A 16952-nucleotide genomic window follows, 5' to 3' on the forward strand; every position below is an offset into this window, starting at 1 on the left:
TATTTAATATTGCGCATACGCTTGCACGAATTGCACGAATAGGGAGCAGCAGAATGGACACTCGCAAAGAAGAAGAACGCGCGGAATTACATCGCACGATTTGGAAGATTGCCGACGATTTGCGAGGTTCCGTTGATGGTTGGGATTTTAAAGCATACGTATTGTGCACTATGTTTTATCGCTATATTTCCGAGAATTTATGCGATTATATTAATAAAGATGAGCACGAATCTGAAGGCGGCGATCCAAACTTTGATTATGCAAAAATAAGCGATGAAGATGCTGAGCCTCTTCGCAGTGAAATGATTAGTGAAAAAGGCTTCTTTATACTTCCTAGCGAGCTGTTTTGCAATGTGCTTAAGAACGCTCCTCAAGATAGCAATCTAAACGAAACGTTGAGCCGCGTGTTCCGCAATATTGAAGCGTCGTCTCAAGGCACTGATTCGTCTGGTGATTTTAAGGGATTATTCTCCGATTACGATGTGAATAATATTAAGCTTGCAGATACTGTTGAAGGCAGAAATAAGCGTTTTGTTAAGTTATTGCAAGTGATTAGTGAGATGAAGCTTGGCAGCGTAAACAACAACGTGATTGAGGCTTTTGGTGACGCTTACGAATATTTGATGGGCTTGTATGCGTCTAACGCTGGCAAGTCTGGCGGCGAATACTTTACACCTGCAGAAGTCTCAATGCTGCTCACGCGCCTTGGAACAGTTGGAAAATCAAGCATTTCCAGCGTGTACGATCCCGCGTGCGGTTCTGGCTCGCTTCTTTTAAAAGCCAAAAAAGTGCTAGGTATTGAAAACATTAGTGGCGGTTTTTATGGTCAAGAAAAGAATGTTACTAGCTACAACTTGTGCCGCATGAACATGTTTTTGCACGATGTGAATTTTAACAAGTTTGAGATTACTTGCGGAGATACTCTTATAAATCCGCAAATCGATGCTAATAAAAAGTTTGAGCTAGTTGTTTCTAATCCGCCTTATTCCACGAGTTGGGAGGGGGATTCTAATCCGTTGATGATTAACGATCCTCGTTTTGCTCCAGCTGGAGTTCTTGCTCCAAAAAGCAAGGCAGACATGGCGTTTGTTTTGCACTGCTTGGCGCATCTGGCGGAAGATGGGGCTGCTGCTATTGTTTGCTTCCCAGGAATTATGTATCGCGGCGGAGCCGAGCAAAAGATTCGCCAATATTTAGTTGAGCATAATGCTGTTGATTGCGTGATTCAACTTCCAAGTAACCTATTCTTTGGTACTTCGATTGCTACGTGCATTATGGTTTTGCGTAAAAACAAGCGGAATGATACTTCTATATTGTTTGTTGATGCTAGCCGAGAGTTTGTAAAGTCAACGAATAGTAACAAGCTTTTGGATGAGAACATTGAGCAGATTGTTAAGTGGTACACTTCTAGGCAAGATGTGGAGCATATTGCGCACGTAGCGTCTTTGGAAGAAGTGGAATCCAATAAATACAATCTTTCCGTTTCCACATATGTTGAAGCAGAAGATACTCGCGAGAAGATTGATATTACGGAGCTTAACGCGCAAATTGCGTCGGTTTGCGCTCGCGAGCAAGAGTTACGCGAACAAATTGAGAAGATTGTAAGCGAGATTGAAGCTGGCAGCATTGACTTCGATAATAGCGAGGTGGATTAATGACTAGTAAGATTGAGGATTTAATCGCTGAATTGTGCCCGAATGGTGTGGAGTATAAGGCACTACAAGATTGTTGCAATATTCTTGATTCAAAAAGAAAACCTATATCCAAATCTTCGCGTATTTCTGGAGACTATCCGTATTATGGCGCTAATGGTGTTCAAGATTATGTTTCCGATTACATTTTTGATGGTAACTTTATTTTAGTAGGAGAAGATGGGAGTGTAATAACTAAATCTGGCACTCCTGTAGTAACGTGGGCTTCTGGGAAAATATGGGTTAATAATCATGCTCATATTTTAGGAGCAAAATCTGAAGTTTTGTTGCGGTATTTATATCACTTTATTCAAATAATTGATATTACTCAGTTTGTCCATGGAAATATTCCTAAGTTAACTGGAAAAGATTTGCGTTTGCTTGGAATCCCAGTGCCGCAGCTTGAGGTTCAAGCGGAGATTGTGCGGATTTTAGACACATTCACAGAGCTTACAGCAGAGCTTACAGCAGAGCTTACAGCAGAGCTTACAGCTCGTAAAAAGCAATACGAGTATTATCGCGATACCTTGCTCACTTTTAACGATAATAATCCCCTTCGCTCGCTTATCTCACGCTACTGCCCAAACGGTGTGGAGTATAAGAAGATTAAGGATGCATATCTTCGTATTAAAGGTACGCCGATTACTGCAAGTAAGATGAAAGAAATAGCTTCTGAAGATGGTGAAGTTAGGATATTTGCTGGTGGTAAAACTGTTATTAATGCTCATGAATCAGACATACCTAAAGCAAATATTACGAGAGTTCCAGCAGTTTTAGTGCAATCTCGAGGTGTTATTGATGCTGTTTATTATGATAAACCATTTACCTTCAAAAATGAGATGTGGGCTTATACTTCAAATAATCCGATTAGCGTAAAATTCTTGTATTATCTGTTAAAAAATAACATTCAATATTTTCGTGATGCAGCTTCTGGAATGGGATCGTTGCCTCAAATTTCTTTACATGTAACAGAAGATTTTGAAATCCCTGTTCCATCTCTTGAAGTGCAGCATCAAATCGTACAAATTCTGGATCGTTTTGACGCATTGTGCAATGATTTAACTCAAGGACTGCCTGCAGAAATCGAAGCTCGTCGCAAGCAATACGAGTACTATCGCGATCAACTCCTAACCTTCAAGCGTGCGTAATTTAGTTATGCAATTTATGTAAAACAAACTATAAACGCGTATTTAGTATTAGAATTTACATAAATTACATTTCTAGTGAGACTCGCCGAAGACATTGAGGAGGTAAGAGATGTCTGATAAAATTGACGATAACAGCAGCCCCCTAAGCCTACTAACAGTGCTCAAACCTGGGGGTTCTTCTTGTTTTTCAGCTAATTCAAAGCCTCCAAAATCTATTGACGATATGATTCAACTCATGAAAACTCGAGAATTAGTAGTCACTGATGAAAATAATTTAAAAAGTATGCTGTATGACTGCAACTACTATAGATTATCTGGATATTTTCGAGTGTTTCAAATCGATCCTTCTTCTGGCAATAATCAGTTTAAGCCAGGTAGCAAAGATGTTGATTTTCTTGTGCCATACAAAATGGATGAAGAATTGCGAACAATTATCCTTAAAGGTACAGCACAAGTAGAGTTAACATTAAGATCTAGATTTGCATATCACGTTGCAAGCTCTGGAGGAGCATATACATACCTCAATTCAGATTCATATATTAAAAAGTCTAATATAAGCATAAAGAATCTTTTATCTAATATGAACAAATGGCTGAAAAAATCTAATGAAGTTTGTATAAAACATTATAAGAGTAAGAAACAACCTATACCAATATGGGCTGCCGTTGAAGCTTTTCCATTTGATACTATTTCACGAATGATTTCTTTGTATAAAGATACTAATGTGTTGCGAAAACTTTTTGATTCAATGGGGTTAAAAACAGAAATTCGTAAATCTTCTGAATCAATCCATTCAATAGTGTACTTGCGTAATTTGTGTTCTCATCATTGTAGGTTATGGTATAAGGAAACTGTAATATCAACTCCTTCAATTCGTGATGTTAAAAATTCTTCTTTATTAAACGGCTATACAGATAAATCTATTGCTGCAGCATTAGTAAATTTAATGTATTTAGTATCAAAAATAGAAAACAATCATAATTATGAGAACGAAATAAAAGAATTTCTGAATAAAAATGAAGAATATAAAAATGGAATATTTAACCATTTGCATTGGAGATAATTTAAATTTGTAGAATATACAATTCGTTATGCGAGTAAGAAGGAAGCAGAATGAAAATCGTGTTAGAGAATCAAGATAGCACTGTAATGTCTACGTTTACGCCAAGCGCGCGCAACGACGGCAGTTATCAAAGCGAAGCACAACTCGAAGAAGAGTTCATTAACATTTTGCAATCCCAAGGCTACGAGTATGCTCACATTCACAACGAGAAAGATCTTATAGCAAATCTTCGCGTGCAAATCGAAAAGCTCAACGATTACCATTTTTCAGATGGCGAGTGGGAAAGATTTTTCAAAGAAAATATTGCAAACAGCACTGACGATATAGTTGAGAAAACAGATACTATTCAGCGAGATAACGTTAAAATACTCAAAAAAGATGACGGCACAGATAAGAACATTACTATTATTGACAAAGAAAATATTCACAAGAATATTGTGCAAGTAATCAACCAGTATGCTGTTAACGCAAACGATAATGCAAACAATAATTATGCAAACAGTAATGATGCAAATGGCCCTGCGCGTAGTAATCGTTACGATGTGACTGTTCTAGTAAACGGCTTGCCAATGGTTCATATTGAGCTAAAGCGCAGAGGTGTGCCTATTAGAGAAGCGTTCAATCAGATTAACCGTTATGCTCGCGACTCATTTTGGGCTGGAAGCGGACTATTTGGATACGTGCAAATTTTCGTAATCTCAAACGGCACTGAGACAAAGTATTACTCTAACTCAACTCGCAATAATGCTTACAACGAGCAGAAAAGTAGAGGATCTAGCAAAAGCACAACAAGTAACAGTTTTGAATTTACAAACTATTGGTCCGATGCTCAAAACACTATAATCTCCGACTTATGCGATTTTGCTAAAACATTCTTTGCAAAGCACGTAATTCTTAACATTCTTACAAAATATTGCGTTTTTAATGCAGAAGATTGCTTGATGGTTATGCGTCCATACCAGATTACTGCAGCAGAAAACATAGTGAATCGCGTAAAATACATGTTTGCTAATGCAAACAAAATGTCATCATCAGAGCGTCAAAAGGGTGGCTATATTTGGCATACTACTGGATCTGGTAAAACGCTAACTAGCTTCAAAACATCGCAGCTAGTAAAAACTTTAAAAGACGCAGAAGGCAATAATCTTGTTGACAAAGTTTTGTTTGTTGTAGACCGTAAAGATCTTGACTATCAAACAATGGGAGAATACAACAGGTTTGAAGAAGGATCCGCAAATAGTAACACTTCAACAGCTGTACTTACAAAACAGCTAGAAGACAATACTGAAAAACGCAGGCTTATTATAACAACTATTCAAAAGCTTAGTAGATTTATAAGCAAACACCCAAGTCATGAAATTTACAAAAAGCGCATAGTGTTTATTTTTGACGAATGCCACCGAAGTCAGTTTGGAGGCATGCATGCGGATATTGTAAAACATTTTAAAAATAGCTTGCTTTTTGGGTTTACTGGTACGCCAATTTTTGAAGCGAACGCTGCTGGCTCCGATGCTACGCATATTTCTACGACCGAGCAAACTTTTGGGCCTTGCTTGCATACTTACACAATCATTAACGCGATTAACGATAAAAATGTGCTGCCATTCCGCGTAGAATACGTTGCTACTGTAAAAACATCGAGCGAGCTGGAAAAAGCAACCGACGAATTGGTTAAAGATATTAATCGACCCGATGTAATTAAGCACAAAGAGCGCGTGCACAATGTTGTTCAATACATTATTGAGCATTTTACTCAAAAAACGTATCGCAACGAGAAAACTTACAAATACAAGCGCATTCTTAACGTTAAAGAACTTGCTGCAGATAAGCATAACACTGTAGAACCTAAAAAATCCTCTGAAGCAGTTGACGTAAACGGCTTTAATTCAATCTTTGCTGTTGCAGACATTCCGCTTGCAAAAGTGTATTACAACGAGTTCAAAAAGCAGCAGCAAAATCTGCCGCCAAGCGAACGCTTAAAAGTGGCAACTATTTTTAGCTATGCAGTAAACGAGGGTGAGTCAGATTCTTCGGAGTATAGCAACGGCATGGGTTCTCTTGGAGAAGAAAATTCTGAAAGCACTGCAAGACTTGACGCAAATTCGCAAGAATTCTTGGAAAGCGCTATAAACGACTACAATCAAATGTTTGGAATGCACTACGATACGTCAAACAGTGAGTTTCAGAGTTACTACAAAGACGTTTCAATTCGTATGAAAAATAAGGAAATTGACGTTTTGATTGTAGTCAACATGTTTCTAACTGGTTTTGATGCAACAACTTTGAACACGCTTTGGGTAGATAAAAATCTTCGCATGCACGGGCTTATTCAAGCGTTCTCGCGCACAAATCGAATCTTAAACTCCGTTAAAACATTCGGAAACATTGTGTGCTTTAGGGATTTGAGCTATCAAGTTGACGAAGCGGTAGCTCTTTTTGGAGATAAAGATGCGCAAGGTATTGTGCTTTGCCCTACTTTTGAGCAGATTTTCAACGGTTATGTTGACGCTAAAGGAATTGAGCGTTGTGGATACAGCGATTTAGTAAATGATCTTATGGAAAAGTATCCGCTGCAAGGCTTCAACATTGTTGGAGAAGAGAATCAGAAAAAGTTTATATCGCTTTTTAGCAATATTTTGCGCTTGCGTAACATGCTGAAAGCTTTCGATCAATTTGAAGGCAACGAAATAATCAAAGAGCGCGATATGCAAGATTACTTGGGGCATTACCAGGATTTGCATGAAGAATGGAAGAACAAAGAGCAAAAAGGTGAGATCGCCGACATTACGGATGACGTTGTGTTTGAGATGGAGCTTGTGCGTCAAGTAGAAGTAAATATTGACTACATTTTGATGTTAGTAGAACGCTACCATAGCAGGCATTGCAAAGATAAAAATGTTCTTGCTTCTATTAGGGTGGCGATTGACGCTAGCCCGCAGTTGCGCAGTAAAAAGAAGCTTATTGAAGGGTTTATTGCGCAGCTTAACGAGAATGAGCTTGGGAAGCTTGTGGATTCTGGAGGTAATATTACTGTTTACGATTCTAACGGTAACAAGTTGAGTATTGTTGATTGCTGGAGCGAGTATGTTGAGCAAAAGTATAATCATGATTTGGCGCAACTTGTGCAAAGTGAAGGATTAAACGATGCTTTGACTCGCAAGTTTATGGAGAAATCTTTTAGCGCTGGCGAAGTAAGTGAGCTTGGTACAGATATTAATGATCTAATGCCTAGAATGAGCAGATTTGGCGCTGCTGCTAAGGCGCGCGCTGAGAAGAAAGGTCGCATTGTAGAAAGTATGAGAAACATGTTTAATGAGTTTGTTGGACTTATTGGCTTCTCTCAAAACGAAAGATAATTCTCGTTATCAATATCATTTTTGATATATAAACATATTTTTTACTCCGAACTATATCAATCTAGTTGATATATCGATATCATATTCATGTGGGGCCTTTGTAATGGCAAGTTTTAGTTGGGCTGCTCAACTGGGGTAGAGCGTAAGAAAACATTAAGAAGTATGCATCAGAAATATGCATAAAGGTGCGAGGAGATGTTATGCGCGCGTTATTAGCAATGCGCAAGATTGTACGAAGTGCTGCGTCTTTAATTATGGCACTCATGATTGCTATAGCTTGTTGCCTTGGATTTTTTGCTCCTACGGTTTCGTATGCTATAGACGCTGACAGAGTGTACCAAAGTTGGAATGCTGTTTCGCAAGCTATAGATGATCAGTTTGAACAAGGACAGAGCAACTACAAAAACGGAAATATAGCTGCAGCTGCAACTAGATTCCAAGATGCATACAATTCTGTGTACGTTGCTTCTAATTTTATTACGGTTGTTCGAGACACTATTGGTCAAGATAAAGTTCAATCGCAAACTGATAAGTTTCAACAATTACAAACGTTGGTATATCAACAAAATCAAGAATCTCAAATTAATGCAGTTGTTGTAGAACTAAAGTCTGATTTGGAAAAAACGGCAGAACAATTAGACGCAAACTCATCATTAGACAAACCTGACGTGTATGCGAAAAAATTGCGTGCTCAAATCAAAGCAGAGCGCAAAAAACTTGACGCTGCAAAAAAGAAGAATCTTGGCCGAAATGGTAGAACATGGTGTCAAGTAGCGCAAGAAATGAGCGTAATTCTTGATAAAGCGGTAAAAACTTACGCTCAGGGCGGCAAAAATGCTGGGTATCAAGCTGTAGATCTTATTAATGAAGCGTACTATCAGCATTACGAAAAGCTCGGTTTTGAGAAAAACGTTATGAACGCTATTAGCGGAAGCCGTGTATCTGAAGTTGAGTATCAATTCAAAGAGTGCCGTCAAACAATGAACAACGGTGGTTCTATTGATCAAGCTCGTGAACTTGTTAAAAATTTGAAATCAATGCTATCTGTAGACGCAGCAAAGCTAGACGGAGGAGCATCTGCAAACGCAAATCCTTTCATGCAGTTTATAACAAGTTCTTTCGGCCAAGCCTTCGTTATCCTGCTTCGTGAAGGATTAGAAGCGCTGCTTGTTGTTGCGGCGATTATCGCTTACCTTATTAAATCCGGCCATAAGAAAATGGTTAAGTACATTTATCTAGGCGTTGTTGTTGGTATTGCTGCATCTCTTGCTGTAGCAGCACTGTTTGGTGTGCTATTTAACGGCTCTGGTCCGCAGCAAGAAATAACAGAAGGCGTAGTAGCGCTTTTTGCTATGCTAATGCTTCTGTATACCAGCAATTGGATGATTTCACGCTCTTCTGTGCAAGCATGGAATTCTTATATTCGCAAGCAAACAACAGCTGCAGTTTCTAAAGGAAGTTTAATATCACTTTCTCTCTTAAGTTTCCTCGCAGTATTTCGTGAAGGTGCTGAAACTGTAATATTCTATCAAGCTATTTTTGCAGTTTCCGACGGAGCTGATTCCATGATTTGGACAGGTTTTGCGTCTGCTGCAGCTGTGTTGGTAGCAATATTCCTTCTTATACGTTTTGCTTCAGTACACATTCCAGTAAGACCATTCTTTGCAGGCACAAGTGCACTTATGTCGATTCTGGTAGTAATTTTTGCTGGCGGCGGCATGCACGCGCTTATAGAAGGCGATGCTGTATCAGGAATATATATTCAAGGCTTGCCAACTAACGATTGGCTTGGATTCTATCCGTATGTGGAAACGATTGTTGCGCAAATCATAGCTGCAATAGTTGTTATTTCGCTACTATGCGTATCTATTGCGCGAAGCCGCGGAAAACGTACAGATAAGACTCCTATAGAGACGTCCGAAGATAGTAGTTCACAAGAAATTGCGGAGTCTTCTTCGGCAAAATAACAAGCATAACGAAAGTAATAATAACCAATAGAAAAGGTTAGATATGAAGAATAAAAAAATAATATCAATTGCCGCTTTAGTTTTAGCTGGTGTGCTTGCATTTGCTGGCTGCGGTACGAATGGTAGCAATAGCGGTTCTTCAAAGAAGCCGCAAGCTTCTGAACAAAAGGCCGATGATAAGGGTGGAGACAAAGGTTTCGAGGAGATTCAAGTAGGCCCTCATCAAGATCAGAACATTGGACCTCTTATGATTGGTGCTGTTTACTTCCAGCCAGTCGATATGGTTCCAGCAGGTATGGGCTTGAAGGCAAGCGAAGCAAGCTTCCACCTTGAGGCGGATATTCACGCCAACCAGGAAGGTACGAAACTTGGTTACGGTAAGGGCGAGTTCATTCCAGATTTGACAGTAAATTACGAAATTATTGATAAAGCTAGCGGCGCTTCTGCTGGTAAGGGTACGTTTATGCAGATGAACGCTTCCGATGGCCCTCACTATGGTGCAAACGTTAAGCTAGACAAAGCTGGTTCTTACAAGTTGGTTCTTTCAATCGAATCCCCAGAAAAGCGCGGCTGGATGTTGCATGTCGATCCTGCTACCGGCGTAACCGGTCGCTTCTGGACTGAGCCAATCAAGGCAACATTCGATGATTGGAAGTACACTCCACGTCAGTGGTAAATTTTCAGTAATTTTATGTGGTTATTCGTTTAGTTTTTATAACTGAGTGTCTTAATCGATAGAAAATAGCTGATAATCAAATTATTGATAATAAAATTATTTATTTAAATAACAAGCAGTAAAGGAGGGAGTTATGCTCCGATTGTTTATAGCAGTAATGCCGGGGCTACTCCCTCTTACACTACTTGCAATGGGCTTAAGCGTTTCTTTAAACGTTGGAGAAGGTCGCGACAAGCCTGTGAGCGCACGCTGGAGACTATATGGTCTTACAGTTGGAACTATTGCTGCGTTAATTTTCGCAACTCTTCGTGCAGCAGTTATTATTAACCAGCGTAACTTTGTGAATATGCCGGTATTGTGTGTAGCTGTTCCTTGTGATGTAGCGGCGATCGTTACCGTAGCTTTTTCTCATAAAATAGTTTCCTCTTGGCGAAAACATCCGTTAATAATGCATATTAGTAACGCTATTGGTGCATTATGTCTTGCTCTTACTGTCTTTTATGCTTTACCAGATGTTATTTTGCAGCTCACTATTTTTGTTGACTCTAGCACGCCGCCGTTTACTTCCGATATGCTTCTTCGTGCTCTCGGATTAGTTCTTGGTGTTATAGTTGCAATCTGCTTGAGTCTTATGGTTCGTTCGCTTCGCGTAACTTCAGATAAAATATCCTTTACTATCGCAGTGCTGCTCAGCATGCTTATTCTTTTAGTGCAGCATATTACTTCACTTCTGCAAATTATGCAGGGAAGTATTCTTTTATATATTGACGATTTTTCATTTAGTATTCTTGTTTGGTTGATTAATAACGCGCCTCTTTTGATTATGGCGCAAATATGCGTATTCGTTATACCAGTTTTATCTTCATTAATAATTGGATTGCGTACTGCTGCAGTTGGTCAAAATACTGCAGAAATACGTTCAAAGCGTGCTTTTAAGCGCAAATCGCGTAAGTCTGCACTATCTGCAATTCTTGCCGCGCTAACAGTGATTCTTACCCTTACTGTTGGCGTGGATGTTATGAATAGTAAGCCTACGCTCACTCCTCCTGAACCTTACGAACTGCATGATGGTATAGCTACGATTAATTTTGTGCAAGTTTCAGATGGACATTTGCATCGTTTCCAATACAAAGCAAAAGATGGTACCGTAATGCGGTTCATAATTATTAAGAAAAATGGTGGAGCTTACGGAGTTGGTTTGGATGCTTGCGAAAATTGTGGAGACGCAGGATATTACGAAAAAGATGGGAAGATCATTTGCAGAAAGTGCGATGTTGCTATTAATTTAGCAACTATTGGTTTCAAAGGCGGTTGCAATCCAATTCCTTTCCCATATAAGGCTGGTCATGGAAAAATCACCATTCATACGTCTGATTTAGACGTGTTAAGTTCGCATTTTAAGTAAGGAGACGGGCAGATGTTTTTGATTCGCATGGTTGCCCGATCCTTGGTGCGACAAATAAAAAAGCGCGTAATGATTGCTCTAGTAGTATGTTTGAGCACTTGCGTAAGTGTAGCTATGCTTAGTGTTGTTTACGACGTGGGAGATAAACTTAACGCTGAGCTTAGCTCTTACGGATCTAATATTGTAGTTCAGCCAAAATCGAGTGCAGTAGTAGACGACTTATACTCTTCTCGTGAGCAAGGGTCTTTTGAAAGTGCGAATAACCTAACTGACGCAGAATCAAGGGAAGCTACATCATCATTAAAAGAGTCGGATGTTTCTAAAATAAAAATGATCTTCTGGGCGTTTAATATTACAAATTTCGCGCCGAAATTGACAGTTCACGCACTTTTAGGATCACAGTACTCTAATAATTCTGCTAATAAAGTGGTTCCGATAGTAGGAACGTGGTTTAATCGCAAACTTGCGCTCGCTTCTGGAGAAACTACTGTAGTTGGCGTTAGGGGCTTGCGTTCTTGGTGGAATATTTCATCAGGTCGTTTTGCGCAAGATAACAAATCTGAAGCGATGGCTGGTTCTAAACTTGCGAAAGAACAGCATCTAACTGTTGGTAAACGCGTATATTTGCATCGTGACGGTAAACAAATTTCCTTGCGAATAGTGGGAATATACGAGTCTGGAGACGATGACGATAACGCTTTATATGTAGATACTAGTAAAGCTCAGTACCTTTCAAATAAGCAAAATAAGATTGACACTATTGAGGTTAAAGCGTTAACTACACCGGAGAATGATTTAGCACGTAAAGCTGCAAAAAATCCTGCTGCACTAAGCCAGGAAGAGTGGGAAACTTGGTATTGTACAGCTTACCCAAGTTCTATTACCTACCAGATTGAGGAAGTAATTCCTGGAGCTGTAGCGAAACAGGTTCGTCAGGTAGCAGCTCTTCAAGGAAACGTATTAAATAAAACTCGTGCGGTTATGATGCTAATGACTGCTTTAAGTTTGATTGCAGCAGCTGTAGCAGTTGCAAATCTGATGGCAGCTTCTATTTCAGAACGTTCCGGAGAGTTGGCTTTGCTTAAAGCTTTGGGCGCTCGCGATGGTGCTGTTGCGCGTTTGATGCTTTTTGAAACTTCTGTTATAGCTTGTGTAGGAGCATTATTGGGAATGATATCTGGATTTGGTGTAGCTCAAATTATTGGGTTTACAGTATTTAAATCTTCAATAGCATTTAGACCAATGGTGTTCGTTTTAGTGTCTGTGCTTATTGCTTTGACTGTTTTGGCTGCTGCCGGCTCGTCGATTCGTTCAATTCTGCGAGTACGTCCTGCGGAGGTGCTTCATGGCAGGTAAATCTTATAAAACTTCTAATAGCGCCATGTTTGCTACTATGCTTTTTGGCGCAGTATTTCGACGTAAGTCTCGCGCTATGATGGCTGTTATTGCAACTCTTGTTGGTGCTGCTACTTTATTCTGTTTAGCTGCAATCTGCCTGGTTGTTCCACAGCAGATGAGTGATGAAATGCATTCTTATGGTGCGAATATTATTGTGACTCCACTTGAGGGTGAGTGGAAGAACGGTATTGATCGTGCAATGGTTTTGCATACTAACGACATGGTTCTTGCTAAAGGTGCTATGCGTTCGGCTACGTATCGTTATGAGAATGTACGAATTAATGCTGCTCCTTATGTGCTTGCTGGTATTGATGTTAGTTCTGTTAAGTCTCTGAATAAGCATTGGAATGTGGACGGTAGATGGCCAAGTGCTGGGAATGTGATGGTTGGGCGAGATGTTGCTCAAGCTATGAGTTTGAAAATTGGCTCTCGTATTGCTATCGCTTACCGTTCAGGAGATAACACGGATGGTTCGCATAAGGCTGCAGAAAAATTAGATAAAAATTCAGTTTCAAATTCAACCAATAATCCTACTAATTCATCAAAATTAGTAGAAGGTCGTGTTTCTACAGATATTATGGATACGCACGGAACTACTTTCCGTGTTTGTGGAATTTTGGATACTGGCGGCGCTGAGGACGCTATGCTTTATGCTCTTAATGGAGATGTGAATACTCTTACTGGAGTTAAGCGTGGAGCTGATGTAATCGCTTATTCCTCTTCTGCACCTAGTGTCGACGCGGTTGTTAGAAGTATTAACGATATGACTTCAATGCGTGTGCGTGCTCAGCAAGTAACCAAAGTAACTGCAGCAGATAAAGGTATTGTCACTATGCTTCGTAGCCTGTTTTGCATTGTTTCACTTGTTGTGCTCATTTTGATGATGGTAGGCGTGAGTACTACTATTTCTTCGATTGTGCAGCAGAGAAGGAATGAGATTGGATTGCGTAAAGCTTTGGGTGCTAGCGCATCGAGTATTGGTATTGAATTTACTGTAGAATCCGGCTTGTATGGTTTGGTTGGCGGTTGTGTTGGTACAGCAGTAGGTTATTTATTCGCTCGATTATTGGCATCTATGGTTTTTGCGCGAGAATTAGGAATCGACTGGCTGCTAGTTTGTTTTTCTATATTGTTTAGCGTAATAGCTTCTTGCATAGCATCTTTGCCGCCTGTTTTGCGTGCTTCAAAAATTGATCCTGCGGTGGTTTTGCGTGAAGAATAATTTCATATAAGCGATTTTGTAAGTAGTTTATTTAGGATTTTAGTGAGGTTTTAATATGACAGAAACTGTTCAAGAGAATGCAGCAGATAATAAGCCAAAAATGCTGTTGACTTTGGATCACATTTCTAAAATTTATGGTTCTCTTCGAGCTGTAGATGATTTGTCGCTTACTGTTCCGGAAGGAGAGTGGCTTTCAATAGTTGGTTCAAGCGGATCTGGTAAAACTACGCTGATGAATATTATTGGCTGCATGGATTCTCCATCTAAAGGCTCTGTGTCTTTGCAGGGGCGCAAACTTGAAGATTTGAATGCTGGTCAGCTTGCGGATGTTCGCAAAAATGTGATTGGACTTGTGTTTCAGAAGTTTTATTTAGTTTCACATTTAACTGCAGTTGAAAATGTGATGGTTGCGCAATACTATCATTCCGTTGTTGATGAAGCTCAAGCGATGGATGCTTTGGAACGAGTTGGCTTGAAGGATCGTGCGCATCATTTGCCGAGCCAGCTTTCCGGCGGTGAGCAGCAGCGTGTTTGTGTTGCTCGCGCGCTTATTAACTGCCCGAAGTTGCTTCTTGCGGATGAGCCGACTGGTAATTTGGATGAGAAGAATGAGCAGATTGTGCTTGACTTATTCAAGCAACTTCATGAGCAGGGTACTACGATTATTGTAGTTACGCATGATTCGCTTGTAGCACAGTGTGCTGAGCGCGAGATTATGCTCAATCACGGTGTGCTTGTTGGTGAGCGTTGGAATAGTGAGGAAGCGCGAAAAGCGTACGAGGTGATTGGTGGCAAGCCTGCGTTTACGAGTGCTCATATTGATGAAAGCGTTGCGGAAGCTTTGCAAGATCATGAGCCTACTAAGTCTCCTAAATTAGCGAATTTAGATGATTAGTTGCGCAAGATTTTAAAATATACAAGATTTGAAGGCGATGATTTTATGGTTTCAGATAATATGTTTCACAGTATTTCACATGATGATTTGAAATCCAAAAAAATTGCAAAAAGTGTTGCTGCGCTTGCTGTTTTAGCTAGTACTTCTGCAATATTTGCTGCTTGCGGTGAACCTAAAGCAGTTCCTATGAACGACGAGTTTGCTGGAAATTCTGGTCAAAATGCAGATGATGCTGGAAATCCTTCTGGTAAGTATGATTCTGGTGCTCAGCAATCTCAGTCTTCAGCTCAAAGTGAGGATTCAAAAATCCTGTCAAAAACAAATACTGGTGATTATCGTGATGGAAACTATTCGATTAAAGCTACGTACGGCCCTGCTGGAGAAGATAGTATAGATGTACATTTAAGCGTTGCAAGTGACAAAGTAAGTGATGTGCAAATTGTTGAACATCCGTTTACGCCGATTTCAAGAAAACACATGGATGCGTTTTCTAATGCGATTACCGGTAAAATTGTTGGAAAGCCGTTGAAAGATTTGCATATCTCGGTTGTTGCTGGAGCAAGTTGGACTAGCGACGCCTTCAACAAAGCGCTTGATGTTGCGCGCCAAGAGGCATCAATCGCATCCGCGCAATAATATTAACCACCTTAATCTTTGACTTCAAGAATAGTGCCTTCGTCGCGAATCATCGCTGCTGCCATAGCTCCAGTTGCTGCCATAAATGGAATAATCGCATTTCTGTATTCGTTCATGAACTGTGCAAAATCATGATTCCAAGATATAAGCGCAACGTACAAAAGAAGGAATTCGATTGCTGTAAATATTGCCCACTTAAGAATCCAAATAAGCGTTTTTTTAATAAGTTTTATAGAGTCCTTGCTCATGAGTTGCCTTCTTTCTAATTTGCTGTTTTGTTTGTGAGCATTGTAGCTAATTCGCGTACGCTGCTTCTCGTTCGTATGCATTTTGTATTTCTAGTATAAATGCTGCAAGTCTTCGAGAAATACTATGTACTCAGAACTTAGTACTCAAGATTGCACGGAAAATGTTTGTAATTAGACTTAAAGCAACGCACAAATATGTTGAAAATATGTGTTGCGAATATAAGTTGTGAATATGTTACAAATACAAGGAGATACAAACATGAGTAACGCGAATATGGGTAGTGTAAGCATGAGTGATTTTGGCATAAACTCTTGGCAGCCAAAAGATAACGTAAACAAAATAGGAAAAGTTTGCGAAAATAGCATTAATCAAATTCAAAAGCAGGAAGATAACCTTGCGGAAAATAGTAGCGAAGAGCTTTCACAATATGAAATTGATGAATTAGCTAAGCAATTAGAAGAATTCTTTACAAAATATATTGTGCTAGAAAATGGCTCTTTTGTTGTAAAAGAGGATGCTATTATTGCAGACGGCTATGGCGATTACATAGAATATTTTCGCAATGCTGCAAAAGGATTAAATCTTTCAATGGAAGATCAACAATAAGCTTAGATCCTTAAAAGCTTAAATCCTTAAAGTCTAAATCCTTAAAAATCGCTTTCATCAATAGGGTGACCTTGTGGGCGCTTTATTACTCGCCACAGAATCACCAATGTTACAACGCCATTTGCAATTCCATAGTAATAAATCCAAGGAACGTGAATAAGCCCACAAATAAAGCATGTAATAATATTTATTAAATTATTTAGATAATTGCTACGTATTTGCTTATTTTGTGATTCGACTTTTTTGCGCTCTTGCTCAAGAGTAATTATGTAATCTTTGTTGCTTTCTATATTCTCAACATCATTACTTGTTCTGTTAGCGCCTGCGCCATCAATCTTAGATATATTATTTGCGATATACGCATTTTTTTCTTTAATAACGATTTTTCGCAAGAAAAAATATGCACAAGAATACATTGCAACAGAAAGAAGTCCTGGAACAAGCCACAAAACGAAGAAGCCAAAGCTACGCATAAAAGCAGCTGTTGAGGCAAGCGCCACCGCAGCTACCTCTGCGGAGTGCAATACTACTAGTCGTTTTGTCATATAATCCTGCTGCAATCATTATTGAAGGTGAATTTCAACGCAACTAAAAGTCGCATATTGTTACTTATTATAATCACATTTGACTTATATGCATT

14 protein-coding genes are annotated in these 16952 nt (G+C 39.4%); 12 read left to right on the forward strand and 2 right to left on the reverse strand.

The features are described from left to right. Nucleotides 1-53 precede the first annotated feature (53 nt). The 11 genes from ACNEUN_RS00840 to ACNEUN_RS00890 all read left to right on the forward strand — a co-directional run bounded on the left by ACNEUN_RS00840 (nt 54) and on the right by ACNEUN_RS00890 (nt 15457). A complete protein-coding gene (locus ACNEUN_RS00840) occupies nt 54-1655 on the forward strand; it encodes a type I restriction-modification system subunit M (protein ID WP_463630209.1) in 1602 nt (533 codons plus the stop codon). Continuing rightward, nucleotides 1655-2839 carry a restriction endonuclease subunit S gene (locus tag ACNEUN_RS00845; RefSeq protein WP_463630211.1) on the forward strand — a complete coding sequence of 395 codons (1185 nt, stop codon included), beginning with the start codon at nt 1655-1657 and terminating at the stop codon, nt 2837-2839. Before ACNEUN_RS00840 ends, ACNEUN_RS00845 begins: the two co-directional genes overlap by 1 nt. Before the next feature lie 109 nt (nt 2840-2948). Then, entirely contained in the window at nt 2949-3902 is a 954-nt protein-coding gene (locus tag ACNEUN_RS00850; protein WP_463630213.1) for an Abi family protein, read from the forward strand. 50 nt (nt 3903-3952) lie between these two features. Further along, complete coding sequence (locus tag ACNEUN_RS00855) at nt 3953-7258, forward strand: type I restriction endonuclease subunit R (protein WP_463630215.1); 3306 nt, start codon at nt 3953-3955, stop codon at nt 7256-7258. Nucleotides 7259-7458: 200 nt separating this feature from the next. Continuing rightward, entirely contained in the window at nt 7459-9225 is a 1767-nt protein-coding gene (locus tag ACNEUN_RS00860; RefSeq protein ID WP_463630217.1) for an FTR1 family iron permease, read from the forward strand. 43 nt (nt 9226-9268) lie between these two features. Further along, nucleotides 9269-9901, forward strand: a complete 633-nt coding sequence (locus ACNEUN_RS00865; protein WP_463630219.1) for an iron transporter — start codon at nt 9269-9271, stop codon at nt 9899-9901. A gap of 133 nt (nt 9902-10034) precedes the next feature. Then, nucleotides 10035-11306 (forward strand): Fe-S-containing protein, encoded by a 1272-nt coding sequence (locus ACNEUN_RS00870; RefSeq protein WP_463630221.1) that lies wholly within the window; start codon nt 10035-10037, stop codon nt 11304-11306. Between the two features lie 12 nt (nt 11307-11318). Next, nucleotides 11319-12662, forward strand: a complete 1344-nt coding sequence (locus tag ACNEUN_RS00875; RefSeq protein WP_427875885.1) for an ABC transporter permease — start codon at nt 11319-11321, stop codon at nt 12660-12662. Then, a complete protein-coding gene (locus ACNEUN_RS00880) occupies nt 12652-13926 on the forward strand; it encodes an ABC transporter permease (protein ID WP_463630223.1) in 1275 nt (424 codons plus the stop codon). Before ACNEUN_RS00875 ends, ACNEUN_RS00880 begins: the two co-directional genes overlap by 11 nt. 100 nt (nt 13927-14026) lie before the next feature. After that, nucleotides 14027-14821 (forward strand): ABC transporter ATP-binding protein, encoded by a 795-nt coding sequence (locus tag ACNEUN_RS00885; RefSeq protein WP_463630405.1) that lies wholly within the window; start codon nt 14027-14029, stop codon nt 14819-14821. A 45-nt stretch (nt 14822-14866) separates the two neighbouring features. Then, nucleotides 14867-15457, forward strand: a complete 591-nt coding sequence (locus tag ACNEUN_RS00890) for an FMN-binding protein (RefSeq protein ID WP_463630225.1) — start codon at nt 14867-14869, stop codon at nt 15455-15457. Nucleotides 15458-15468: 11 nt separating this feature from the next. On the opposite strand, the gene ACNEUN_RS00895 is transcribed toward ACNEUN_RS00890, so the two are convergent. After that, nucleotides 15469-15705 carry a hypothetical protein gene (locus ACNEUN_RS00895; protein WP_032813307.1) on the reverse strand — a complete coding sequence of 79 codons (237 nt, stop codon included), beginning with the start codon at nt 15703-15705 and terminating at the stop codon, nt 15469-15471. Between the two features lie 259 nt (nt 15706-15964). Here ACNEUN_RS00895 and ACNEUN_RS00900 point away from each other — a divergent pair, with 259 nt between their 5' ends. Continuing rightward, complete coding sequence (locus ACNEUN_RS00900) at nt 15965-16312, forward strand: hypothetical protein (protein ID WP_463630227.1); 348 nt, start codon at nt 15965-15967, stop codon at nt 16310-16312. A gap of 41 nt (nt 16313-16353) precedes the next feature. On the opposite strand, the gene ACNEUN_RS00905 is transcribed toward ACNEUN_RS00900, so the two are convergent. Further along, on the reverse strand, nt 16354-16857 hold the full coding sequence (locus ACNEUN_RS00905; RefSeq protein WP_463630229.1) for a hypothetical protein: 504 nt from the start codon (nt 16855-16857) through the stop codon (nt 16354-16356). Nucleotides 16858-16952: the final 95 nt, after the last annotated feature.

It is taken from the genome of Gardnerella sp. C0684A1 (assembly GCF_055326835.1).

Excerpts from the sequence above, each read along its gene's own strand:
- ACNEUN_RS00840 (WP_463630209.1), top strand. The coding sequence starts at position 54 with ATGGACACTCGCAAAGAAGAAGAACGCGCGGAATTACATCGCACGATT.
- ACNEUN_RS00845 (WP_463630211.1), top strand. The coding sequence starts at position 1,655 with ATGACTAGTAAGATTGAGGATTTAATCGCTGAATTGTGCCCGAATGGT.
- ACNEUN_RS00850 (WP_463630213.1), top strand. The coding sequence starts at position 2,949 with ATGTCTGATAAAATTGACGATAACAGCAGCCCCCTAAGCCTACTAACA.
- ACNEUN_RS00855 (WP_463630215.1), top strand. The coding sequence starts at position 3,953 with ATGAAAATCGTGTTAGAGAATCAAGATAGCACTGTAATGTCTACGTTT.
- ACNEUN_RS00860 (WP_463630217.1), top strand. The coding sequence starts at position 7,459 with ATGCGCGCGTTATTAGCAATGCGCAAGATTGTACGAAGTGCTGCGTCT.
- ACNEUN_RS00865 (WP_463630219.1), top strand. The coding sequence starts at position 9,269 with ATGAAGAATAAAAAAATAATATCAATTGCCGCTTTAGTTTTAGCTGGT.
- ACNEUN_RS00870 (WP_463630221.1), top strand. The coding sequence starts at position 10,035 with ATGCTCCGATTGTTTATAGCAGTAATGCCGGGGCTACTCCCTCTTACA.
- ACNEUN_RS00875 (WP_427875885.1), top strand. The coding sequence starts at position 11,319 with ATGTTTTTGATTCGCATGGTTGCCCGATCCTTGGTGCGACAAATAAAA.
- ACNEUN_RS00880 (WP_463630223.1), top strand. The coding sequence starts at position 12,652 with ATGGCAGGTAAATCTTATAAAACTTCTAATAGCGCCATGTTTGCTACT.
- ACNEUN_RS00885 (WP_463630405.1), top strand. The coding sequence starts at position 14,027 with ATGCTGTTGACTTTGGATCACATTTCTAAAATTTATGGTTCTCTTCGA.
- ACNEUN_RS00890 (WP_463630225.1), top strand. The coding sequence starts at position 14,867 with ATGGTTTCAGATAATATGTTTCACAGTATTTCACATGATGATTTGAAA.
- ACNEUN_RS00895 (WP_032813307.1), bottom strand. The coding sequence starts at position 15,705 with ATGAGCAAGGACTCTATAAAACTTATTAAAAAAACGCTTATTTGGATT.
- ACNEUN_RS00900 (WP_463630227.1), top strand. The coding sequence starts at position 15,965 with ATGAGTAACGCGAATATGGGTAGTGTAAGCATGAGTGATTTTGGCATA.
- ACNEUN_RS00905 (WP_463630229.1), bottom strand. The coding sequence starts at position 16,857 with ATGACAAAACGACTAGTAGTATTGCACTCCGCAGAGGTAGCTGCGGTG.